Source organism: Luteibaculum oceani, from assembly GCF_007995015.1.
In the GTDB taxonomy this organism is placed as follows: domain Bacteria; phylum Bacteroidota; class Bacteroidia; order Flavobacteriales_D; family Luteibaculaceae; genus Luteibaculum; species Luteibaculum oceani.
The window spans coordinates 61,613-82,541 of record NZ_VORB01000007.1; the positions used below are offsets into that span (position 1 = coordinate 61,613).

Below are 20,929 nucleotides of genomic sequence, written 5' to 3' on the forward strand. Positions count from 1 at the left end.
TTTTAGTTTTTAGACAGCCTTTTTAGAACGGCAATCTCTTTCATTTTTTCACGTGCCTCAACGGCTGGAACACCGAAGTATTTTTTGGCACCTTCAATGCTTTTTGTTACCCCAGATTTCCCGAGAATTTCCGCAAAATCTCCTATGGTAACACCGCTAACCACGGCTACATTTCCCCATATGGTAACGTTATTGCCAATGGTAACACAACCGGCAATAGCACTTTGAGCAGCCATCAAAACGTTTTCACCTAAAATGGTGTCATGACCAATGTGGATCATGTTGTCTAGCTTAGATCCCGAGCCAATAATGGTGTCGCTGGTAACGCCTTTGTCTATGGTGCAATTGGCTCCAATATCTACACGGTCTCCAATAACCACCCTTCCACAGGAGTACATGGCATTGTGTTTACCGTCTTTTCTTTGATAATAAAATGCCGAAGCACCAATTACTGCATTGGCGTGAATTACTACATCATTTCCGACAACAGTGCCGGGATATAATACCACTCCGGGGTATATGGTGCAATTTTCCCCTATCCTAACGTCGGTTCCAATTTTAACATCCTCCGCTATCCAGGTGTTTTTGCCACTAATGGCTTCGCTAGGGTGTGGGTGAAATCCTTTGGGAGGATTAAATGTTTTTCCTAGAAAGTTGAAAGCGTTACAAGGAGACTCGCAAATAATAATGCCCTTTCCTTCGGGAATGGAAGCTACTTCTTTATCAATAAGGATTAGGGTAGCTGGGGAGTTGAGAACCTTTTCGTAGTACTTAGGATGATCTACAAAGGCGATATCACCAGCTTCAACTCGGTGAATTTCGTTTAAGCCGTACGCAAAAAGCGAATCGGGTCCCTTAAAGGTTCCCTTTACCAAATTGGCGATATCACTCGCTTTTTGCGCCTGCTTAAATTTCATAGTGTTATTTAACGCGTTCTACGTAAGAACGAGTCTTTGTATCTACTTTAATCTTATCTCCGATGTTAATAAACAAAGGAACTCGAATTTCTGCACCAGTTTCTAGGGTGGCAGGTTTCAAGCTATTGGTTGCAGTGTCACCTTTAATACCAGGCTCGGTATAGGTTACTTCCATTTCCACTGCAGTAGGAAGATCGCAAGTTAAAGGTCTTTCCTCATCGGCATGAAATAGGATCTCAACGATGTCACCTTCTTTCATAAGGTCGGAATTCTCTACCAAGGATTCTTCGATATTAATTTGCTCGAAAGTATCGGTGTGCATAAAGTGAAAACCAAGTTCGTCTTTGTATAAGAACTGGTATTTTCTACGCTCTATGGTAATAGGGTCAATTTTTACACCCGCATTAAAGGTGTTGTCTAAAACCTTTCCTGTAGTTAAACTTCTAAGTTTAGTTCTAACGAAAGCGGCTCCTTTTCCAGGTTTAACATGTTGAAATTCAATGATTTGAAAAAGGTCGTGGTTATGCTTAATGCATAGTCCGTTTTTTATATCCGATGTAGTTGCCATGAGAAATAATGTAAAAAGTGCTGCAATATTACACTTTTGTTAGGGATTAAGAGTTAGCGCAGGTTGGCAAAATGGAGCTTCAATTTCAGGTTGATTGCTCGCCACAACAAGAATTTTGTTTTGGGTTAGTTGTTCGCAGGTTTCCCAATACCACTTTGTAGCGGTGTTATCTAGATTAGAAGCGGGTTCATCTAGAAATACAAATTCAGACTCCATGCTTAGCGCCAATAATAGTTTAACGCGCTGCTTCATTCCACTAGAAAAATTGGAGACTTTCTTTTTCCCGAGAATTTTTTTCCTCGGTAAAGCCAGTGCATCCACAAAATCAGAAAACTGTGAGAAAACTAAGGGTCTAAAACCGTTAACCAAATGGTAGAGTTCCTTTAAGGTAAGTTCCTCGTACAGTCCAATGGCTGGGGCGCATAAAGCAATGTGCTTAAAAAGCTGTTCACGCTTTATTTCAGTATCCTGGATTTTCCAGATAATGTTTCCTTCACTGCATTTTTCCATTCCAGAAAGGCAACGAAGGAGGGTTGATTTTCCCGATCCGTTTCCGCCGGTAATAAGATGCTTCCCCTGAGAAAAAGAAAAGTCTATTCCAGCAAAAATTTGTTGCTTAGAATAGACTTTACTAGCGTTTATTACCTCAATTTTCATTTAAGAAATACCTCTAATGATACCTTTCTCAGAATTATTGATAAAGCTTAAAATAATTTCTTTGTGTTGAGAGGCCGGTATTTCTAATTCAGCAATTTTTAATGCCTTAGAAATGTTGTTATTATGAACGTAAATTAGACGATAGATATCCTCAATCTCTAAAATTTCCTTGTCCTCGAAACCTCTTCTTTTTAATCCAATAGAGTTTACTCCTATATAACTAAGGGGTTCTCTTGCTGCTTTTACGTATGGAGGTACATTTTTTCTTACCAGCGACCCTCCACCAATAAAGCAATGGGCTCCAAGGGTTAAAAACTGTTGTATTGCCGCAGAACCTTCTACAATTACGTGATCCTCTATGGTTACATGACCCGCAACATTTACAGAGTTGGCAATGATTACATTGTTACCCACCAAACAATCGTGAGCAAGGTGCACGTAGGCCATAAGAAGGCAGTTGTTTCCAACCACTGTTTTATCTCTATCTGTGGTTCCCTTGTTAATGGTTACACATTCGCGAATTTGACAATTGTCTCCAATTTCTACGGTAGTGTATTCGCCTTTGTATTTAAGGTCTTGGGGAATGGCTGAGATAACTGCGCCTGGAAAAATTCTACAATTGTTACCTATTCTAGCGCCATCCATAATAACGGCTCCAGGACCAATCCAACAGTTTTCTCCAATTACAACGTCGCCGTAGATTGTAGCAAATGGTTCTACTACGGTTCCCTTTCCGACTTTAGCATCGGGATGAATATTTGCAACTGCTGACATTAAACTTTATCCTTTATTACTTGTGCCATCATTTCTGCCTGCCCAACAACTTCTCCATTTACATAGGCTTTTCCGTCCATGTGTACGATTCCACGGCGTATTGGAGTTAAAAGTCTAAGCTCAAAAACCAGCGTATCACCTGGAATTACTTTTTTCTTAAATCGCACATTGTCGATCTTTAAAAAGTAGGTAGAGTAGTTTTCTGGGTCGGGTTGTTGGTGTAATGCGAAAATTCCACCCACTTGAGCCATGGCTTCAACCTGTAAAACTCCTGGCATTACTGGGTTTCCAGGGAAATGGCCTTGGAAAAACTGCTCGTTCATGGTAACATTCTTAATTCCAATAATGGAATTATCGGTTACCTCCATAATTCTATCCACTAGTAAAAACGGATAGCGATGGGGAAGCATTTTTTCAATTTGATTGATATCGTATACAGGCTCTGCATCTAAATTAATAGCAGGTCCTTTCGACTCTTGTTCCTTTAATTTTTCTTTTAAAAGCTTACAGAAAGCCACATTTCCAGCATGACCAGGTCTTGCCGCTAAAATGTGTCCGCGAATTCTAAATCCAAGTAGGGCAAGATCCCCCACGATATCCAATAACTTGTGTCGTGCAGGTTCGTTCTCGAATTTTAATTCAGAATTGTTTAATACCCCTATTCCCTCTACAGAGACTTCTAATCCTTCCTTACCCAATTTTTTGGCAAGGGCATCAAGTTCTTCTTTAGATACATTAGGACGCTCTACTAAAACAATGGCGTTGTCTAAATCTCCACCTTTAATTAGGTTTTGATCTGCAAGGGCTTCTAATTCTCTAAGGAAAACAAACGTTCTACAAGGAGCTATTTCCTCTTTAAAAGAGGCCAAATTGTACATAGAAGCATGCTGTGTACCCAATGCTGGCGAGCGGTAATCTACCATTACGGTAATTCTATATTCTCCACCATCTGTTGGTACTGCGAGCATTTCAACTTCCTTCTCAGGATCTTCGAAGGTGATGTTTTCCTTAAGTACAAAGTATTTTTTGTGGCCTTCTTGTTCTTTTTTTCCCACCTTTTCAATGGCCTCAATAAACTTCAGTGAGCTCCCGTCCATAATGGGTACCTCGGGTCCATCGAGTTCTATGATAGCATTGTCAATGCCCAAAGAGTATATGGCCGCTAAAAGGTGTTCAGTGGTATGCACCACCGCTTCGCCGTCTTTTATAGAGGTACCTCTAGCAGTGGAAAAAACCTTTTCGACACTTGCTTTTACAGTGGGCTGCCCCTCTAAATCGACGCGTTTAAAAACGTAGCCGGTATCCGAATCGGCTGGCAGTATGTTTAAGTTTACAGTTGCTCCTGTGTGTAGACCTACCCCGGAAATACTTACCGGACCAGCCAATGTTTCTTGTTTAGGATCCATTAACCTTGGGTTTGGAATAATTGTTGAATTTTTGACTCTAGTTCTTGTACCTTACTGCGTAAAGCTGGCAAGGTTTTAAATATTACGTACGATCTTTTGTATTCTCCTAATGCAATAGCTGGAGATCCTTGAACAATCATTCCAGGCTCCTTAATGCTATTACCTATACCACTTTGTGCGGCAATTTTTACTTCGTCGGCTATGGTTATATGCCCCACAATTCCAACCTGACCACCTATCATACAGTTTTTGCCAATTTTGGTAGAACCGGCTACTCCCGTTTGCGCTGCAATTACTGTGTTTTCTCCAATGTCTACGTTATGCGCAATTTGTATAAGGTTGTCGAGCTTTACACCCTTTCTTATTCTAGTACTTCCAAGTGTAGCCCTGTCGATAGTGGTATTACTACCTATCTCTACGTGGTCTTCTATAATTACATTCCCAATTTGTGGAACCTTTTTGTAGTTATTTTCTGAGTTGGGTGCAAATCCAAATCCATCGGAACCAATTACACAACCAGAGTGAATGATACAATGTGAACCAATTTCGGTTTGGTCGTAAATGGTTACACCAGATTGAATAATAGTACCTTCTCCAATTACCACATTCTTACCTATGGTAGTGTTGGGATGAATTTTGGCGCCCTTACCTATGCTGGTGTGATCTCCAATATGAACAAAGGCTCCTATGTAACAGTCGTCGCCTAAGCTAACATCATTGCCTTTAAATATGGGTTCTTCTATTCCCGATTTATTGTTGATGAACTGGTTGTAGTGTTCCAAAAGGGTTGCAAAACTCTCGTAAGCATTCGCAACTTTAATTAAAGTGCAATTTACGGGTAGCGATCTTTCAGGTGTAAAGTCTTGATTTACAATTACAACGCTTGCCCCGGTGTCATAAATATATTCGGTGTATTTAGGATTAGCTAAAAAGGTTAAACTTCCTGGTTTTGCCTCTTCAATTTTAGCGAGCGTATTTACCGCTGCTTCCTCATTTCCTTCCACTGTGCCCTCAAGAAGTTGGGCGATTTGCTTGGCCGTGAATTCCATCGCTCAAATATAGAAATATTGGCTCTAGCTATATCTGTGTAATGAAAGAATCGTCAATTTCTTTGGGAAATGCCATGAAATATTTTTTTACCGGTTTTGCCAATGCAGAAAGATTTAAATTGTCTGCTACCTGTTCGGCCTTTTCTAAACTTCCATTCTTTCGCTTTATCATAATTCCCGAACCTTTCGCTAAATAGGCATTGTTCTCCAGCGTTCCTGTTAGTAAATAATACTCCAACTCTGCCTCTGAAATAGAAAGCTTGGATTTTAATTCTTGCTTTATGAACTCCTTCTCGGTGGTATTAAAGGGGTGCTTTCTAATGACTATTCTAAATAGCTTTCGATTTACCATTCGGGTACTAAGGTCTCTGAGTACATAGTCATCGCAGTCTTGCCAGGTTTTTATGGCTGCATGGATGTCGTAGTCGTCTAGCTTAGCAAATTGATTTAATAGCTTGGGATCGGCAACAAAGTCTTCCAACTTAAAGTCGTTTTCTAAAAACAATTTCAAGGCTGGAGTGCAATCTGGTTTTATACCGTTGCGGTAAAGCTCCTTCGCTCGACTTAAAACTTTAACCAACATAAATTCGGCCGCAACAACAGTTTTGTGCAGATAAACCTGCCAGTACATGATCCTTCTTGCAACCAAAAATTTCTCAACAGAATAAATGCCTTTTTCTTCTACAACTAATTGATTTTCATGTAGATCTAGCATTTTAATTATTCGTTGAGATCCAATAACTCCTTCAGAAACACCGGTGTAAAACGAGTCCCTCATTAGGTAGTCCATTCTATCCATATCTAGTTGTCCAGAAACCAATTGGTGCAAAAAGGGTAGGGGATGCTCGTTTTTGAAAATTTTAAGGGCGGTTTCAAATAATTCGGGATCTCTTTCTTTGAAAAATTCCATAAAGAGCAGCGAAAGATGCTCGTGAGTGATGCCTTGTACAATGGAGTGTTCCAAGGCATGAGAAAAGGGGCCATGACCTATATCGTGAAGAAGAATAGCCATAGAAGCCGCCCGGCGATCTAAATCCGAAATTTTATGCCCTTTGGCAAGTAATACCTTTAGCGCTTCATTCATAAGATGCATGGCACCTAAGGCATGGTGAAATCGGGTGTTAATGGCTCCTGGATATACCAGGTGAGTAAGCCCTAGCTGCTTTATTCTTCGCAAGCGTTGAAAATGAGGGTGATCTATTATTTCTAGGCTTAAGCGATCTGGGATGTTAATAAATCCATAAACGGGATCATTAAAAACCTTACTTGTATATGTGTTTCTCAAAATTTAGCAGCTTTGGTATACGAATTACGGAAATTCGGCATTGGAGATGCAAATACTTTAACGCATTAAAATTAAAAGATAGCAATGGCGCACAAAATTCTTTGGGCAGACGACGAAATAGAATTGTTGAAACCACACCTCATTTTCCTAAGAGATAAAGGATATGAGGTGGATACAGTAACCAACGGTAATGATGCCCTGGAAGAAATTGAGCAAAATTCCTACGATATCATTTTCCTCGATGAAAATATGCCCGGGTTAACAGGGCTGCAAACGCTAGAGGAAATAAAACGCAAAAGACCAAACCTCCCAGTAATTATGATTACTAAAAGTGAGGAGGAGTTTATTATGGAGGACGCTATCGGAGCCAAAATTGCCGATTACCTTATAAAGCCGGTTAATCCGAGGCAAATTCTTTCCTCCTTGCGTAAAAATCTGGAATCAAAAGATCTGATTTCCAAAAAGGCCTTTACCAATTATCGACAAGAATTCGGTCAGATTTCAATGGAACTGGGATCTTGTAGAAGCACAGAAGATTTCGTGGAAATCTATAAAAAGCTGGTGTTTTGGGAACTCGAACTCGAGGGGGTGGCGGACCAGGGTATCCGCGAGATATTGGAAATGCAAAAGAAAGAGGCAAGGCAAGAGTTTGGCAAGTTTGTTTCTAGAAATTACCTCTCTTGGATTCAAGATCCAGATGATGAAACCCCCGACCTTTCGCACACCATACTGCAACGGAAATTTATCCCCGAACTAAAGCAGGGTGGAGGAGAAACCACTTTCTTATTAGTAATAGACAATTTAAGATTAGATCAGTGGTACATTCTAAAAGAGGTCTTTACCCAATATTTTAAGGTTGAAAAGGAGTCTGTTTATTGCAGTATCCTTCCTACGGCTACCCATTATGCAAGAAATGCACTTTTTGCAGGACTAATGCCTAGAGAAATAGAAAAGATTTATCCAGATCTGTGGTTGAATGAGGAAGAGGAGGGAAGTAAAAATCAGCACGAAGAGGAGCTATTTAAATCGCATTTAAAAAGGCACGGTAAAAATCTTTCGGTGAAATACCACAAGATTCTTAATCAGGAATACGGGAAAAAAGTAGCCGACAATTTTGCCAATTTAACCCAGGTGGACGTAGCCGTTTTGGTATACAATTTTGTGGATATGCTTTCCCATGCACGAACAGATATGGACGTAATTAAGGAGTTGGCTACCGACGAAGCAGCCTACAGATCTATTACAAAAAGCTGGTTTGAGCACAGTCATCTACTCGATGTATTGAAGAAAATTGCTGAATCGGGATCAAAGCTGGTGCTGACTACCGACCATGGTTCCATAAAAACTTCTAACCCCGTTAAAATTGTTGGCGACCGATCTACAAATACCAATCTTAGATATAAAGTGGGGAAAAATTTGTCGTACAACGCCAAAGATGTTTTTGAAATAAAAAAACCAGAGCAGGCCCATTTACCAAAGGCCAATCTTACCAGCACCTATGTTTTTGCCTACAAGCAAGATTATTTTGTGTATCCAAATAACTATAATCAGTACGTGAAAATGTATAAAGACACTTTTCAACATGGAGGAATTTCCCCAGAGGAAATGTTAGTTCCATTTGTAATTTTGTCGGCAAAATAAAATATGAGGACTTGGTCTAATATTTCACTGGCAGATTTGGAAGACGTGGCACTAGAGATTTCTAGAATTATTAAGCCAGGATTGCCCTTATTGGTAAATGCCGAAATGGGTTCTGGTAAAACCACCTTTGCTGCTAAGTTGGTAAAAGTTTTAGGTGGAAATGAGTTAGAAGTATCGAGTCCTACTTTTAGTATTATCCAGTCGTACCCCCTAGCAGATGGGGGCTTTTTTCACCATGTGGATTTATATCGAATTGAAGATGAAGAAGAATTTCTGGATTTAGATATGGATAGTTATCTTGGGGAAAAGGATTTCTTATATATAGAGTGGCCAGAAATGTTTGATAGATTTTACGATTTGCCTTGTCATAGAATGGAAATTGTAAAGGATAATAAGGTGAGATCCTTCAGAATAAAATAAAGGTCAGTTTCTATCTTTTCCCTTTATCAATTCGTATATTTATTCCACTAATTTTTTAGGATGGATAGCAAATTTGAAGCTTTAAAAGCTTTGGCCCGTGAAGCTGTATTAATACCCCAAGAACAAATGGAGGCTATTGGTACCAAAAAGAAGAAGTTGTTTATTGGAATTCCTAAAGAATGCTCGTTGCAAGAGCATAGGGTGGCGCTTATTCCGGGGGCGGTTAGTTTACTAGTAAATAACGGGCACCGCGTTGTGGTGGAATCCGAAGCTGGTAAACAGCTATCTTTTACCGATCGCGATTATTCCGACGCCGGAGCTCAGATAGTATATTCCTTAAAAGAGGTATATCAAGCTGATATCATCCTTAAAGTAGCACCTCCATCCAACGACGAAATTGCACTTATGCGGCCCGGGCAAACCTTGTTTTCCGCCCTGCAATTAAATGTTCAGCCTAAAGATTGTCTTAAGAAATTAATGGACAAGGGTATTACTGCCGTGGCTTGGGAACACATTAAAGACGAATCTTCAATCTACCCAGTAGTAAGAGCTATGGGGGAGATTGCTGGAAATATGTCTATTCAAATTGCTGCCGAATATTTAAGCAATTCTAAATACGGCTCTGCCCAGTTATTTGGAGGAATTTCAGGAGTACCCCCTACCGAGGTAGTAATTTTAGGTTCGGGAACGGTAGGAGAGTTTGCTACCAGAGCCGCGCTTGGTTTAGGAGCTTCTGTAAAGGTTTTCGACAATAGTATATATCGCCTTCGTAGGTTGCAAAATGATTTAGGAGTTCGCTTATACACCTCCATTATTCAACCCGATATCTTGGCAGACGCATTAAAAACTGCAGATGTTGCAATTGGTGCCGTTAGGTCTCCCTACGGCCGCACCCCATGCATAGTTACAGATGCTATGGTTCGAAATATGAAAAATGGCTCTGTAATCGTCGATATCAGTATAGATCAAGGTGGATGCTTTGAAACCAGTGAGGTTACCACTCACGATAATCCAGTATTTACCAAATACGGCGTAATCCATTATGCAGTGCCCAATGTAGCTTCTCGGGTATCTAAAACTGCTAGTCACGCATTAAGTAATATTTTTGCCCCCATTGTTTTAAATATGTCTGACTCTGGTGGAGTAATGGAGTACATAAAACGCGATCCTGGGTTTAGAAATGGAATTTACCTGTATCGTGGGCACCTTACCAATAAAGTATTGGGAGAAGCCTTTAGTCTTCCCCACCAAGATTTGGATTTAATTCTTCCTGCACTTTAATGAATAGTACATTTTTTAAAAGGCTGCGCCTGTACCTAATTGGGGTATTAATTGGTGCAGTAATGGTGGTTTTTATTTTTAAAGAGAGAACCTCCTTATTAACTTCCTGGCTACCCGAAAATACCGTAATCGAGGCCATTCAAACTTCGGATTTCCAACTTAATGCCACAGACTCCTGCTATTTTAATTGCCTCGGAGCTAATGAGGATCTTAAAGCCTTTTTCGATGAGGCGGATGTGCTTTTTTCAGAAGGGGAAAGAGGAGTTAAAGACGCCAACCGCTATTATATCCTTAAAAACGACGATAAAAGTCTGGAGCGATTGCGTGTAACTTTCGTAAACGATTCTCTAGTTTCCTTTTCCTCTTGGAAGTTAATGGAAGGTAAAAACTGCCCCTGTTAAGAAGCAGTGGCAGAATTTCTGCGCTTTAATTCCATAGAAATTAATTGTAGTTCCCTAGAAGTTTGGCCCGCTACGGAGGTGTTTTCTTCTGCGCGTCTAATTAGGTAAGGCATTACTTCTCTAACCGGTCCATAGGGTACGTATTTTGCTACGTTGAATCCTTCCTTTGAAAGGTTGTAGGAGATATGGTCGCTCATACCTAATAGTTGGGAGAAATAAATTCTAGGATCGTTTTTAGCTAATCCGCGTTTAACGATTTCATCTGCCAGAATTTTGCAGCTATCCTCGTTGTGGGTTCCAGAAACAAAGGCTACATGGTCTAAATTATCTAAGCAGAAAGCCACGCCAACGTTAAAGGATTGGTCGGAGCTTAACTTTTCTCTAAATACTGGCGAGTTGTAACCTTTGTCTTCCGCGCGATCGTGCTCTTTTTCCATGTAGGCACCGCGCACCAATTTTAATCCAACCTTGTACCCGGCCGATTTTGCTCGAATTACTAATTCCTCCAGATATCCAAGTTTATCGTTTCTGTACAGCTGTATGGTGGTGTATATCCATGCGCGATCTTGGTTGTACCGCTCCATCATCATTTCTGCCAACATGTCTATAGCATGTTGTAACCAGCTTTCCTCGGCATCTATCAAAACCGGAACTTTGTGTTCCACAGCAGCTTTACAAATCTCATCTACTCGGTCTCTGGCACGCTCAAAATTTCGACTTTCTCTTTCGCTTAATGCTGTTCCACTACCTACTTTTTCCAGAACCTTGTTACTTGCAATAGCAGTAACTTTAAACACTGCAAAAGGTATTCCTGGTTGTGAAGCACCGAATTTTATGGTTTCAATAATCTCCTTTTTGTTTCTTTCGTAGTCCTCGGTGGTGTCACTACTTTCTACCGAAAAGTCTAAGATGGTACCAATACCACTTTGGTGTAAAAGGTCAATTTGTTTTTGGCAATCTCTAATGGTTCTTCCGCCACAAAAGTGTTTGAACACGGTAAGTCTGATGATCCAAAGAATTGGAAGTCTCAAAGCAAGTGCAAATTGAAGAAGCTTTTTCCCCACCTTAACCAAGTTTGGATTTTGGATGGTTTGGAATAAGATTTTAGCCATTCTTAACTCGCTGTTGCTTTTGTTGTAAAAGGCTACTTTTGTGTTGCTAAAATCCATAGGATTTATCGAGTTTTAGAGAAATTCACGCGAAAATAGGTGTAAAAAATTACATCAACCAACAACTTCGATCTACCATGCAAAATGTCTTTTTTGAGCATTCTAATTTTGAACACCTAAATCGTTTTTTTTCGGATAACGAATCAAAGTATAGCACTGTTTTTATTTTAACAGATTCAAACGTTTATAAGCACTGTATCAGTCAGTTACTTCAAAATGTCCCACATTTAAATGGGGTGGAAATTATTGAGTTAGATCCTGGAGAGGGCCAAAAAAACATAGAAATTGCTCATCAGCTTTGGGTAACCCTCCTGGAAATGGAAGCAGATAAAAACAGTTTGTTTTTAAATTTTGGGGGAGGAGTTATTTCCGATTTAGGAGGATTTATTGCTGGAACTTACAAAAGAGGTATTGATTATATAAATGTTCCTACCACGCTGTTAGCGGCTGTGGATGCAGCTTTGGGAGGAAAAACTGGGTTGGATTTAGCGGGCGTTAAAAATCAAATAGGTCTCATTAATAACGCTAAGGGAGTTTTTGTTGCCCCGCATTTATTCGAAACGCTACCAGCCTTGGAATTCGAGTCTGGTTTGGCGGAGTGTGTTAAACACATGCTAATCTCGAATGAGACTATATGGAATGGCTTTTTAGAAAGTGAAAATGCCAAAGACTTCGTTATTGTTAACCTTGAAGTTCTTGCCAAGGTGAAATTAGATATTGTAGCTCGCGATCCTTTTGAAAAAAACGAGAGGCAATTTCTTAATTATGGTCATACTATTGGTCATGCTGTTGAGGCCTTATTCTATGCTCAAAATAAAAGCATTACCCATGGGGTAGCGGTGGTCTGGGGGATGATAGTTGAGAACCTTATTTCTTGCCAATTAGGTATGTTATCTCATTCCAACTGCGAAACTATCAATGCTAAGTTGGCGGATGTTTTTGACCTTCCGAACGTATCCCTTGATTCTATTGACAGCATAGTGGAGTTTACTCGCCACGATAAAAAGAATGAAGATGGAGAAATCCGTTGTTGTTTGCTAAAAGAAATTGGGGCTCCTGTATCTAAGGTTGGAGTTGCTGAAGTTGAGGTGAAAAAAGCTTTGGAAGAGGCAATTTCCAGGTTTAACTCATAGACTTATTGATATCGTCCTTTAGGTTTTCAATGGAGTCTTCAGGTAAGTCGTGAAGGTTCAGAATCATCAATCCGTCTAGTGCATTATTAAATTTCGGATCGACGTTAAATCCGATGATTTTAGCGTTTTGATTGATGTATTTTTTTAAAAGCACAGGAACCGATGCGTTAATGGGTTCTATATCACCAATGAGGCGGTCTAAATCTTTTAAATCCGAACCAACACTATCTAAAAGTGCCTTTAGTTCGCTGTCTTTTATAGTGTCATTAAAAGGTTTAGTAGGCTTTATCCATTTGGCTAATTCGTGATCGTAGTAGTGCGCTTTTACAAAAGCTACCATTAGCTTTTTACTCACCTTTGAGTACTCGTTAGAAATACTCACAGGGCCTAAAATGTATTGGTATTCCTCGTTTCGTAACAAGAATGCCATAATTCCTTTCCAAAGCAGAAAAAGAGGGAGCCTTTTGTTCTGGTACTCTTGGGTAACATAACTACGACCGAGTTCTATAGTTTTTTCTAAAATGGGTCTGAATTTTCGGCCCATTTTAAAGAGACTCTGGGTGTAAAACCCACTTACCCCGTACTTAGAAATAATGTCGTTTCCTTTTCCGATTCTATAACCTCCCGCAACCTTTTTCGCTTCTCTATCCCATAAAATTAAATGGTGGTAGTATAAATCGTATTCATCTACATCTATGGCAAGGTTGGTTCCCTCACCCACAGACCGAAAAGTTTCCTCTCGCAGTCTTCCAATTTCATTTAAAACATTAGGTATGTCTGTGGAATAGGCGATAAATACGTCAAATTCCATCTGACTGACCATTTTGTTTTCCTCGGGAAGTGCATTAATCTCTTTCTCCAGCAACTCGGTACTTACTGGAGGGATAATTTCCTCTGGAGTTACAGGGTTTTCTATTCCCTTGAATTTAATTTTGGGTAGGTAGAATTTTTTAACCTGAAGGGAGCTACCTAAAGCGTATGTTTTTGCCCTTAAGAATCTTCCAAAAAGATCGGCCGATGGGAAATTTCTTTGTTCTCGTAGTGAGATGGGTTTTCCTATCCTAACATGTATTGTTCTGCCTTTTTTCTTGAGCATTTCTTTTGGGAGTGCGGCAGTTCTTAGCTTGGGTTTTATTATTCCCAGTAAATGGAATAGCATGGAGTTATTTCCAGAGAAATACACTGGCACAACTGGGGCTTCCGCTTTCATTATGAATTTGATAGCACCTGTATTCCAAACTCTGTCGGTTACTTTTAGCGCATTGGTTTTGTACGCCGAAACTTCACCAGCAGGAAATATGCCTAGGGGCCTATCCTGTTGTAAATGCCCCAGGGCCTGCTTAAGACCGGTTAAACTGCTTTTTTCTTTTAAATCCTCAAAGGGATTAACCTCGAAAAACAAACTAGAAAGCGGTTCAATTTCCTTAAGTAGAAAATTGGCCATTACTCTAAAGTCTGGTCTTGATTTACAGAAAAGATAAATCAAAATTAGCCCGTCTAACGCACCGTAGGGGTGGTTTCCTACAGTAATAAATCTGCCATTAGCCGGGATATTAGCTAAATCTTTTTCTGGAACGTGAATTTGTATTTCTAGTGCATTAAAAACCTCTTCAATAAATTCTATCCCGGATTTTTCGCCAGCTTGGTGGTAAATTTTATTGATTTCATCAAGCCCAAGTATTTTCATGAGTGCCTTGGCGGCTATCTCCAATCTATACTTATGCAAGTTGGCAACATTTACGACGTCTTCTTGGCTAATCAGATCCTTCATAGGGGCACTAGAATACTAATTTAAGCTTACTTAAAACCTAAGTTTGCTCAATTCATAACACGCAATACCTGTGGCTACTGATACGTTTAACGAATCAACTCCACCTTTCATTGGGATGTGAGCGTGTTGCTGAGCTAACTTAATTAAGCCAGGAGATATTCCCTTTTGTTCTCCTCCGAACATTAAAATGGTTGGGCCATTGTATTTCACGTCGCCCATGGGAACATTACCTTTTTCGGTAACGGCAATTAGTTCAAAACCCTCTGCCATGGCGGTATGGAGTCCTAATTTACTATTGTCAATTCTACAAACTGGGATGTTGAGAATAGCCCCAGCACTGGTTTTAACCGTGTCTTCTGTTACAGCGGCCGAACCTTGAATTGGCAGAATAATCCCGTTGATTCCCATACAAGCGGCAGACCTTGCTATACCACCTAAATTCCTTGTGTCAGTTACTCCATCCAAGTACAGTAAAAGAGGCTTGTCCTCCCGTAACGTCTTAGCAAGTAAAACAGTTAAATCCCAGTATTTAACTGGAGATATTCTAGCAATAACACCCTGGTGATTGGCTCCGTTTGCAAGTTTGTCCAGCTTTACGTTGGGAACCTTGGTTACAGATATATTTCTAGCAGCGGCTTGACGCTCTACAGGTGCTAATCTTTTAAAATCTCCAGTTTGCGAGATGTATATCTTGGTGAGTTCGGTTTCGCCCTCAAGGGCTTCAATTACTGGGTGTAATCCAAAAATTAAATGGTTATCCATTTCTAGTAGTTAAAAATTCGTCCATTTCTCCAGCTATTCGTGGCAAGATCCCAAATGGCCTTGTACCCGCCGTTTCGCAGAAGTTCGTAATGGTTAAACGAGAACATGTTTTCTCGCTGCACAAAGGTAAAGCTTAATCTAACGGTATTTATTTCTCTTCCATAAACCCAAATTTCTTGTCCAGGTCTTTTGGTGATGTTGTCTGGGTTTCCAAAAATGGTGTAGATCATCCCTCGATCACTTTTCCAGCCAGGAACGAAGGAGGTAAAATTTTCATTGGCATATAATACGCGACGATAATATTCTCCCAATATGTCTCTGGCTTTGTCTTTTGATTTACAGCGTTTTAACCAAAATTCTTCCGCCGATTTTCGATAATTGTTTGAGGCTTTTAATTTGTCGAATTCCTCGTCGGTTGTAATATATCTGAGTGGATATATCATGTCTTCCCCATCCTTTATTTTGGGAAAACCAGGTTTGAAAAAGGGGAGGATGAGTCCGTAATCATCGCTTTCGGAATCCGCTCGTATTTCAAAAATTTTGGGTTTTAGGGTGTGGGGTAACTTGCATTTTTGATCGCGTACTAAAATTTGCAGTTGTTTTTGAAACTTGGGAAGATGTAACTTCCATGGCTCAACGAAAGGTGCGGGAGCTGCATTTTCTGGGTAATCGTAGATATTGACATATAGCTCCGTAGCATCAGATTTTCCATAATGAATGATGAGAGAATCTGTGGTGTGGTAGTATTCCTTTAGCAATGGGGCTTTGGAACTGGCGTCAATGGTTAAGAATTTTTGACTTGAGATCCTTGCTTCTGAGATTCGCGTGTAGGCAGTGAATTCTGCACCCCTTACTAAATCTTGTATGGTTACAATGGCTTCACCACGGTAATCGCTTTTTGAAGAAAGGTCTAAATGATCTATCCAGAAAAAATCAGAGTGCTTTTTGCTTAATCGGTAATCGCGGGTTATTTCCCAATGTTTTAGCTCTGCTTTACTATCGATTCCAGATACAGTTACCCGCAATTCGGCTTGTAGGGGCTGGTTTTCCGATCTTCGAGCAAAAAGTAAATTCTCGGTGGGTAAGGAGAAGTATAATCGAAGTAGTTTGTGGTCTTGTCTAAAAAATTGGAGTTTGGGATGCAGGTCTACCTGCTGATTAATTCTTGATTTTTCAGCAATGCTACTCGTTGTTTTTGGACTGCATGTGCTTGTTAGTAAGCATGTTAGCAATATGGTGATATGCAGAAAAATCCTTGGAATCTTCATCCAATCTTGTGAAAATTTAAGCCAAAACAATCGGCAAGATGGCAATAAAAATACTAGCTTTGTCGTACTATTAAAGCAAAAGCTACAAATTATGAAAAAAGCCGGCTTAATATTTATCGCCGTTGCACTGGCAAGTTTTATTTTGAGTTCTTGTGGTGCCCACAAAGGTTGCGAAGCTTATTCTCAAGTTGATGTGGAGAAGAAAGAAGAAAGAGTCTAACGATACCGTTCGTTGGAATTTTCTAGAAAATAAAGAAGCGTTCGACGATTTATTGAAATCTGGTGAGCGCTTTTTAATTTTTAAGCATTCAGGTCGTTGTTCTATTTCCTTAACGGCCAAGAGTAGAATGGATGCGCATCTATCGAGCTTTGACAGCGAGGTTTATTTGGTGGATGTGATAGGCGCTAGAGAGTTATCTCAGCACATTGCTCATGTATCAGGGGTGGTTCATGAAAGTCCGCAACTCATTAAGTTTAATAAAGGAAAAGCCGTAAAAACGGCTTCTCATTTATCTATTTATCCAAAGGAATTTAACGGTAATTAAACACCAATTCTTTTTCCATTTCTGGATTTAACGATAGAAAAACAGGACAGGTTTTAGCTGCGTTTTCCATAATTTTCCGCTCCTTTCCGCTCCAAATTTCAGGAACATAAAACACGATTTTTACTTTCTGTACCCATCTGGGGTTCGAGCCCATTTCTTTGTAAACCGTTGCCTCTACGTTTTCGAAATTAATCTCACCAGATCTAGCTTTAATGGCCATAATGGTTAAACAGCAGGTTGCTAACGATGTGCACAATAAGTCTGTAGGAGAAAAAGAAGTTCCGTCTCCATTATTGTCTTTAGGCGCTGTGGTTTTTATTTGTGCGCTGCTATCTAGGTGTATTGCATCGCATGAAAGGTTTCTGTCGTAGCTTACTTTAACAATTTCCATCGAACTTAGGGGCTTTTGAGGCGTTAAAATAAGTACATTTATGCCAATGAAAGTCATCTACCTCATTTTCATTTTTCTGCTTCCCTCTGTGGTCGTATTTGGTCAGCAGGAGGAAGGGAATCTGGGGATTTTTGAAGAAAATTCCGTGGTGTATAGGAGCCAACGAAATGGTGGTGCTATCCTGTATACTAACGGGTGGGGTGGTAATTTTTATTGGGGAAAGCATATTGATGGCTTCAAAAGGCGCATGCTTGGAATAGAACTAACTACGGTTAAAAACCCCAAGGAAGTTCGCCAGTATAATCCCTATCACCAAAATGCTAAATCATATGTTTTTGGGAAAATCAATAGTGTAATTGCACTTCGTCCTACCTATGGAATAAAAGTCGATAAGTTCGATAAACTAAGAGAAAATGGAGTTCAGGTTGGATATTACTTTGCGGTTGGGCCTGCATTGACCTTCCTAAAACCCGTATATCTGGAGATTGGGAAATTTATTGATGAGGAAAACGTAAATCCTTTCGATTACGATTACTTAAGTGCCGAGCGCTACGACCCTAGTGAACATTCACTCACAAATATTTATGGTCGTTCTTCTTATTTAAAAGGCCTTCTGGAAACCGATCTAATGGTCGGCTTGCACGTTAAGGTGGGTGCCCATTTTGAGTACAGCCCCGAAAAAGACAAAATTAGAGCATTAGAAGTTGGGATAGCAGGTGATTTTTTCCCAGCACCCGTTCCAATTATGGCTTCTGATGTGAACCAATCTATCTTGTTTAATATCTATTTAAATTTCTTATTCGGTAAGAAGTACAAAGAGTAAGAACTTTATTTCTTGTAGTTTCGCGAAATCATGAGTGAAGTAGTGGTAGAAGAGAAAAGCAAACGCAGCCCAAAGCCTTCTTGGTTAAGAGTAAAACTCCCAACAGGAGAGGAATATAAAAAGGTTAGGAATATTGTTTCCGAGCACAAGTTGCACACCATCTGCGAAAGTGGTAATTGCCCAAATATGGGAGAATGTTGGGGAGCTGGAACGGCCACCTTCATGATTCTCGGAAATATTTGTACCCGTTCTTGTGGGTTTTGTTCTGTTGCAACAGGAAAACCCTTGCCAGCAGATGAATTAGAGCCTGCTAAGGTGGCGAGATCCGTTTCTTTAATGAGCGTAAAACATTGCGTTATTACCTCGGTGGATAGGGATGATTTACCAGACGGAGGTTCCATTATATGGGCAAAAACGGTAAATGCAATTCGCAAGGCTTCGCCAACCACCACCATGGAAACGCTTATACCAGATTTCGCCGGTAAGTGGGAAAACCTGCAACGCATTATTGATGTGGCTCCCGAAATTGTTTCCCATAACCTAGAAACGGTACGTAGGCTAACTAAGCAAGTGCGCATCCAAGCAAAATATGATAGATCTCTCGAGGTTTTAAGACGCCTGAAAAAGGGCGGTATGAGAACCAAGAGTGGTGTAATGTTAGGACTTGGTGAAACGGATGAAGAAGTTATTGAAACCATGGAAGACTTAAGGTCGGTAGGGTGTGATATCCTAACACTTGGACAATATCTTCAGCCTACAAAAAAGCACCTGCCGGTTGCTGAGTTTGTACATCCAGACCGATTTAAGAAATACGAAAAACTAGGTCTAGAAATGGGCTTTAGATTTGTAGAAAGCGGTCCCCTTGTTCGCTCATCTTACCACGCAGAGAAACACCTTTTCGATTAATTTTTCATGATTAGAGTCGCAATTAATGGATTCGGAAGAATTGGGCGCTGCTTTTTAAGAATTGCGCAAACCAATCCAGAGATACAGGTTGTTGCTGTTAACGATCTTGCAGATCATAAAACTTTGGCACATCTGTTAAAGTGGGACTCAGTTCATGGAAAAGCTAATTTCCCGATTGAAGTTGTTGATAAGGGAATAGAAATTCAAGGGCGGTTTATCCCTTTCTTTTCCTTTTCCAATCCATCTGACGCCCCTTGGGGAGAAATAGGGGTGGATTACGTGGTGGAGAGTACGGGCTTTTTTAAAACCAAAGAATTAGCTGGAAAGCACATAAATGCAGGGGCGAAAAACGTGGTTATCTCTGCACCCTCCCCAGACGAAAACGTACCTACTGTTGTTCTGGGTGTTAACGACCATATCCTAGAAAAAGAACACCAGATTTTTTCTAATGCTTCGTGTACTACAAACAGTGCAGCACCGCTTATTAAGGTTGTTGACGAATTGTGCGGAATTACTGGTGGGTACATAACAACGGTCCACAGCTACACTGGAGACCAGAGACTTCACGATGCGCCACATAAAGATCTAAGAAGGGCCAGAGCAGCAGCTCAATCTATAGTCCCAACTACCACTGGAGCCGCAAAAGCAATTACAAAAATCTTTCCTCAGCTGGAGGGTAATTTTGGAGGATGCGGAATTCGTGTTCCCGTTCCCGATGGCTCGCTTACGGATATAACGTGTACTGTTAAAACGCCCAAATCGGTAGTGGAAATTAACGCTGCTTTCCAAAAGGCGGCAAAAGGTAATCTTAAAGGGATACTAGAATACGAACAAGATCCAATCGTATCTATCGACATCGTAAACAATCCACATAGCTGCATTTTCGATGCACAATTAACCAGTGTAATTGGTGGATTAATTAAGGTGGTTGGATGGTACGATAATGAGTGGGGCTATGCTAACCGCTTGGTAGATTTGTTGCAATTTCATGCTTCCCTTTAGCAGGATACCTATATAACTTTAAATCTTCCCCATCGAACTTAGCATAGGTGTTTTGACTAAGCCAATCTCCTAGATTAAGGTACCGAGATTTGTTATTAGATAGCGTTATATCCAAGGCTAAATGTCGATGTCCGAAAATAAAGTAATCGGGTTGATCTGGATTTTCTTTGGGGTAGTCTTCACAAAACTGAACCAGCCATTCTTCATTTTTTCCGTGGTAAATAGCGTCTTTACTCCGAGTTTTTTTACTGCTCTGTCTGCTCCAAAAGTTAGCCAACCCAACACCTAAATCTGGGTGGAACCACTTAAATAACTTCTGAAGAATGGAGTTGGTAAAAATCTTTTTTATGAACTTATAGCCATGGTCACCGGGTCCTATTCCGTCACCATGATGCAATAAAAATTGTTTTCCACTGGCCTTAAATTGATAAAATCCCGCATGGAAGGTAACTCCCAACTCTTGCTCAAAATATCCATTATTCCACATGTCGTGGTTTCCAGGAAACATGTGAACAGGAATACCAGAATCCGTAATCTCCGCAATTTTACCCAGTAAGCGTACAAATCCTTTTGGTACAACGTATTCGTAATCGAACCAAAAATCAAAAACATCGCCCAGTAAGAATATTTCACGGGCATCCTGTTTTACTTCATCCAACCAGGAAACAAGTAGCTTTTCTCTAGCAAGGCTCTGTTCCCTGTTCGGAACTCCAAGATGAAAATCGGAGGCGAAGTATATGTTGGTCCTTTGTTCTATAAC

General features: G+C 40.2%; 23 protein-coding genes. 10 read left to right on the plus strand and 13 right to left on the minus strand.

The annotated features are described in order from the left end of the window. Nucleotides 1-2: 2 nt before the first annotated feature. From FRX97_RS08515 to FRX97_RS08545, 7 genes are read right to left on the minus strand one after another with little or no spacing between them, the layout of a single operon-like run. Complete coding sequence (locus FRX97_RS08515; protein WP_147014784.1) at nucleotides 3-917, minus strand: UDP-3-O-(3-hydroxymyristoyl)glucosamine N-acyltransferase; 915 nt, start codon at nucleotides 915-917, stop codon at nucleotides 3-5. A gap of 4 nt (nucleotides 918-921) precedes the next feature. After that, on the minus strand, nucleotides 922-1,485 hold the full coding sequence (gene efp, locus FRX97_RS08520; protein ID WP_147014785.1) for an elongation factor P: 564 nt from the start codon (nucleotides 1,483-1,485) through the stop codon (nucleotides 922-924). Between the two features lie 39 nt (nucleotides 1,486-1,524). Continuing rightward, a complete protein-coding gene (locus tag FRX97_RS08525) occupies nucleotides 1,525-2,142 on the minus strand; it encodes an ABC transporter ATP-binding protein (RefSeq protein WP_147014786.1) in 618 nt (205 codons plus the stop codon). Continuing rightward, nucleotides 2,143-2,916 carry an acyl-ACP--UDP-N-acetylglucosamine O-acyltransferase gene (lpxA, locus tag FRX97_RS08530; RefSeq protein WP_147014787.1) on the minus strand — a complete coding sequence of 258 codons (774 nt, stop codon included), beginning with the start codon at nucleotides 2,914-2,916 and terminating at the stop codon, nucleotides 2,143-2,145. Next, nucleotides 2,916-4,322, minus strand: a complete 1,407-nt coding sequence (locus tag FRX97_RS08535) for a bifunctional UDP-3-O-[3-hydroxymyristoyl] N-acetylglucosamine deacetylase/3-hydroxyacyl-ACP dehydratase (protein ID WP_147014788.1) — start codon at nucleotides 4,320-4,322, stop codon at nucleotides 2,916-2,918. The genes lpxA and FRX97_RS08535 overlap by 1 nt, the downstream gene beginning before the upstream one ends. Further along, nucleotides 4,322-5,371, minus strand: a complete 1,050-nt coding sequence (gene lpxD / locus FRX97_RS08540) for a UDP-3-O-(3-hydroxymyristoyl)glucosamine N-acyltransferase (protein ID WP_147014789.1) — start codon at nucleotides 5,369-5,371, stop codon at nucleotides 4,322-4,324. The genes FRX97_RS08535 and lpxD overlap by 1 nt, the downstream gene beginning before the upstream one ends. 28 nt (nucleotides 5,372-5,399) lie before the next feature. Beyond that, nucleotides 5,400-6,656: an HD domain-containing protein gene (locus FRX97_RS08545; protein ID WP_317129538.1), complete on the minus strand. Its 1,257-nt coding sequence runs from the start codon at nucleotides 6,654-6,656 to the stop codon at nucleotides 5,400-5,402. Nucleotides 6,657-6,740: 84 nt separating this feature from the next. Between FRX97_RS08545 and porX the strand changes: the two genes are divergently transcribed. The 4 genes from porX to FRX97_RS08565 are packed head-to-tail and all read left to right on the plus strand — an operon-like array spanning nucleotide 6,741 to nucleotide 10,399. Next, nucleotides 6,741-8,297: a T9SS response regulator signal transducer PorX gene (porX, locus tag FRX97_RS08550; protein WP_147014791.1), complete on the plus strand. Its 1,557-nt coding sequence runs from the start codon at nucleotides 6,741-6,743 to the stop codon at nucleotides 8,295-8,297. A gap of 3 nt (nucleotides 8,298-8,300) precedes the next feature. Then, entirely contained in the window at nucleotides 8,301-8,717 is a 417-nt protein-coding gene (gene tsaE, locus FRX97_RS08555) for a tRNA (adenosine(37)-N6)-threonylcarbamoyltransferase complex ATPase subunit type 1 TsaE (RefSeq protein WP_147014792.1), read from the plus strand. Nucleotides 8,718-8,777: 60 nt separating this feature from the next. Beyond that, entirely contained in the window at nucleotides 8,778-9,998 is a 1,221-nt protein-coding gene (locus tag FRX97_RS08560) for an alanine dehydrogenase (protein ID WP_147014793.1), read from the plus strand. Beyond that, complete coding sequence (locus tag FRX97_RS08565) at nucleotides 9,998-10,399, plus strand: hypothetical protein (protein ID WP_147014794.1); 402 nt, start codon at nucleotides 9,998-10,000, stop codon at nucleotides 10,397-10,399. Before FRX97_RS08560 ends, FRX97_RS08565 begins: the two co-directional genes overlap by 1 nt. Here the strand turns inward: FRX97_RS08565 and FRX97_RS08570 are convergent. Continuing rightward, nucleotides 10,396-11,568, minus strand: coding sequence for a proline dehydrogenase family protein (locus FRX97_RS08570; protein ID WP_147014795.1), 1,173 nt, complete (start codon nucleotides 11,566-11,568; stop codon nucleotides 10,396-10,398). The two genes, FRX97_RS08565 and FRX97_RS08570, sit on opposite strands and share 4 nt — an antisense overlap. 77 nt (nucleotides 11,569-11,645) lie before the next feature. On the opposite strand from FRX97_RS08570, the gene FRX97_RS08575 reads away from it, so the two are divergent. Further along, nucleotides 11,646-12,701 (plus strand): 3-dehydroquinate synthase, encoded by a 1,056-nt coding sequence (locus tag FRX97_RS08575; protein ID WP_147014796.1) that lies wholly within the window; start codon nucleotides 11,646-11,648, stop codon nucleotides 12,699-12,701. Here the strand turns inward: FRX97_RS08575 and FRX97_RS08580 are convergent. From FRX97_RS08580 to FRX97_RS08590, 3 genes are read right to left on the minus strand one after another with little or no spacing between them, the layout of a single operon-like run. Next, nucleotides 12,691-14,472 (minus strand): lysophospholipid acyltransferase family protein, encoded by a 1,782-nt coding sequence (locus tag FRX97_RS08580; protein ID WP_147014797.1) that lies wholly within the window; start codon nucleotides 14,470-14,472, stop codon nucleotides 12,691-12,693. The two genes, FRX97_RS08575 and FRX97_RS08580, sit on opposite strands and share 11 nt — an antisense overlap. A gap of 30 nt (nucleotides 14,473-14,502) precedes the next feature. Next, nucleotides 14,503-15,234 carry a 23S rRNA (guanosine(2251)-2'-O)-methyltransferase RlmB gene (rlmB, locus tag FRX97_RS08585; protein WP_147014798.1) on the minus strand — a complete coding sequence of 244 codons (732 nt, stop codon included), beginning with the start codon at nucleotides 15,232-15,234 and terminating at the stop codon, nucleotides 14,503-14,505. Nucleotides 15,235-15,236: 2 nt separating this feature from the next. After that, complete coding sequence (locus FRX97_RS08590; protein ID WP_147014799.1) at nucleotides 15,237-16,502, minus strand: GWxTD domain-containing protein; 1,266 nt, start codon at nucleotides 16,500-16,502, stop codon at nucleotides 15,237-15,239. Nucleotides 16,503-16,593: 91 nt separating this feature from the next. Here FRX97_RS08590 and FRX97_RS12430 point away from each other — a divergent pair, with 91 nt between their 5' ends. Together FRX97_RS12430 and ytxJ are read left to right on the plus strand one after the other, a co-directional pair. Beyond that, nucleotides 16,594-16,722 (plus strand): hypothetical protein, encoded by a 129-nt coding sequence (locus tag FRX97_RS12430; RefSeq protein ID WP_262711317.1) that lies wholly within the window; start codon nucleotides 16,594-16,596, stop codon nucleotides 16,720-16,722. Next, nucleotides 16,694-17,047: a bacillithiol system redox-active protein YtxJ gene (gene ytxJ, locus FRX97_RS08595; RefSeq protein ID WP_147014800.1), complete on the plus strand. Its 354-nt coding sequence runs from the start codon at nucleotides 16,694-16,696 to the stop codon at nucleotides 17,045-17,047. The genes FRX97_RS12430 and ytxJ overlap by 29 nt, the downstream gene beginning before the upstream one ends. On the opposite strand, the gene FRX97_RS08600 is transcribed toward ytxJ, so the two are convergent. Next, nucleotides 17,034-17,438, minus strand: a complete 405-nt coding sequence (locus FRX97_RS08600; RefSeq protein WP_147014801.1) for an OsmC family protein — start codon at nucleotides 17,436-17,438, stop codon at nucleotides 17,034-17,036. The genes ytxJ and FRX97_RS08600 overlap by 14 nt on opposite strands. A 40-nt stretch (nucleotides 17,439-17,478) precedes the next feature. Here FRX97_RS08600 and FRX97_RS08605 point away from each other — a divergent pair, with 40 nt between their 5' ends. From FRX97_RS08605 to gap, 3 genes are read left to right on the plus strand one after another with little or no spacing between them, the layout of a single operon-like run. Continuing rightward, nucleotides 17,479-18,261 (plus strand): hypothetical protein, encoded by a 783-nt coding sequence (locus FRX97_RS08605; protein WP_147014802.1) that lies wholly within the window; start codon nucleotides 17,479-17,481, stop codon nucleotides 18,259-18,261. Nucleotides 18,262-18,291: 30 nt separating this feature from the next. Then, nucleotides 18,292-19,167 carry a lipoyl synthase gene (gene lipA / locus FRX97_RS08610; protein ID WP_147014803.1) on the plus strand — a complete coding sequence of 292 codons (876 nt, stop codon included), beginning with the start codon at nucleotides 18,292-18,294 and terminating at the stop codon, nucleotides 19,165-19,167. Between the two features lie 6 nt (nucleotides 19,168-19,173). Then, nucleotides 19,174-20,169 (plus strand): type I glyceraldehyde-3-phosphate dehydrogenase, encoded by a 996-nt coding sequence (gap, locus tag FRX97_RS08615; RefSeq protein WP_147014804.1) that lies wholly within the window; start codon nucleotides 19,174-19,176, stop codon nucleotides 20,167-20,169. Here gap and FRX97_RS08620 read toward each other — a convergent pair. Beyond that, on the minus strand, nucleotides 20,126-20,926 hold the full coding sequence (locus tag FRX97_RS08620; RefSeq protein WP_147014805.1) for a UDP-2,3-diacylglucosamine diphosphatase: 801 nt from the start codon (nucleotides 20,924-20,926) through the stop codon (nucleotides 20,126-20,128). The two genes, gap and FRX97_RS08620, sit on opposite strands and share 44 nt — an antisense overlap. Between the last annotated feature and the right edge of the window lie 3 nt (nucleotides 20,927-20,929).

Coding starts and splice junctions, on each gene's coding strand:
- FRX97_RS08565 (WP_147014794.1), top strand. CDS start 9,998: ATGAATAGTACATTTTTTAAAAGGCTGCGCCTGTACCTAATTGGGGTA.
- FRX97_RS08580 (WP_147014797.1), bottom strand. CDS start 14,472: ATGAAGGATCTGATTAGCCAAGAAGACGTCGTAAATGTTGCCAACTTG.
- gap (WP_147014804.1), top strand. CDS start 19,174: ATGATTAGAGTCGCAATTAATGGATTCGGAAGAATTGGGCGCTGCTTT.
- FRX97_RS08560 (WP_147014793.1), top strand. CDS start 8,778: ATGGATAGCAAATTTGAAGCTTTAAAAGCTTTGGCCCGTGAAGCTGTA.
- lipA (WP_147014803.1), top strand. CDS start 18,292: ATGAGTGAAGTAGTGGTAGAAGAGAAAAGCAAACGCAGCCCAAAGCCT.
- ytxJ (WP_147014800.1), top strand. CDS start 16,694: ATGTGGAGAAGAAAGAAGAAAGAGTCTAACGATACCGTTCGTTGGAAT.
- FRX97_RS08575 (WP_147014796.1), top strand. CDS start 11,646: ATGCAAAATGTCTTTTTTGAGCATTCTAATTTTGAACACCTAAATCGT.
- lpxD (WP_147014789.1), bottom strand. CDS start 5,371: ATGGAATTCACGGCCAAGCAAATCGCCCAACTTCTTGAGGGCACAGTG.
- FRX97_RS08570 (WP_147014795.1), bottom strand. CDS start 11,568: ATGGATTTTAGCAACACAAAAGTAGCCTTTTACAACAAAAGCAACAGC.
- FRX97_RS08600 (WP_147014801.1), bottom strand. CDS start 17,438: ATGGAAATTGTTAAAGTAAGCTACGACAGAAACCTTTCATGCGATGCA.
- FRX97_RS08515 (WP_147014784.1), bottom strand. CDS start 917: ATGAAATTTAAGCAGGCGCAAAAAGCGAGTGATATCGCCAATTTGGTA.
- FRX97_RS08605 (WP_147014802.1), top strand. CDS start 17,479: ATGCCAATGAAAGTCATCTACCTCATTTTCATTTTTCTGCTTCCCTCT.
- lpxA (WP_147014787.1), bottom strand. CDS start 2,916: ATGTCAGCAGTTGCAAATATTCATCCCGATGCTAAAGTCGGAAAGGGA.
- porX (WP_147014791.1), top strand. CDS start 6,741: ATGGCGCACAAAATTCTTTGGGCAGACGACGAAATAGAATTGTTGAAA.
- FRX97_RS08535 (WP_147014788.1), bottom strand. CDS start 4,322: ATGGATCCTAAACAAGAAACATTGGCTGGTCCGGTAAGTATTTCCGGG.
- tsaE (WP_147014792.1), top strand. CDS start 8,301: ATGAGGACTTGGTCTAATATTTCACTGGCAGATTTGGAAGACGTGGCA.
- rlmB (WP_147014798.1), bottom strand. CDS start 15,234: ATGGATAACCATTTAATTTTTGGATTACACCCAGTAATTGAAGCCCTT.
- efp (WP_147014785.1), bottom strand. CDS start 1,485: ATGGCAACTACATCGGATATAAAAAACGGACTATGCATTAAGCATAAC.
- FRX97_RS12430 (WP_262711317.1), top strand. CDS start 16,594: ATGAAAAAAGCCGGCTTAATATTTATCGCCGTTGCACTGGCAAGTTTT.
- FRX97_RS08590 (WP_147014799.1), bottom strand. CDS start 16,502: ATGAAGATTCCAAGGATTTTTCTGCATATCACCATATTGCTAACATGC.
- FRX97_RS08525 (WP_147014786.1), bottom strand. CDS start 2,142: ATGAAAATTGAGGTAATAAACGCTAGTAAAGTCTATTCTAAGCAACAA.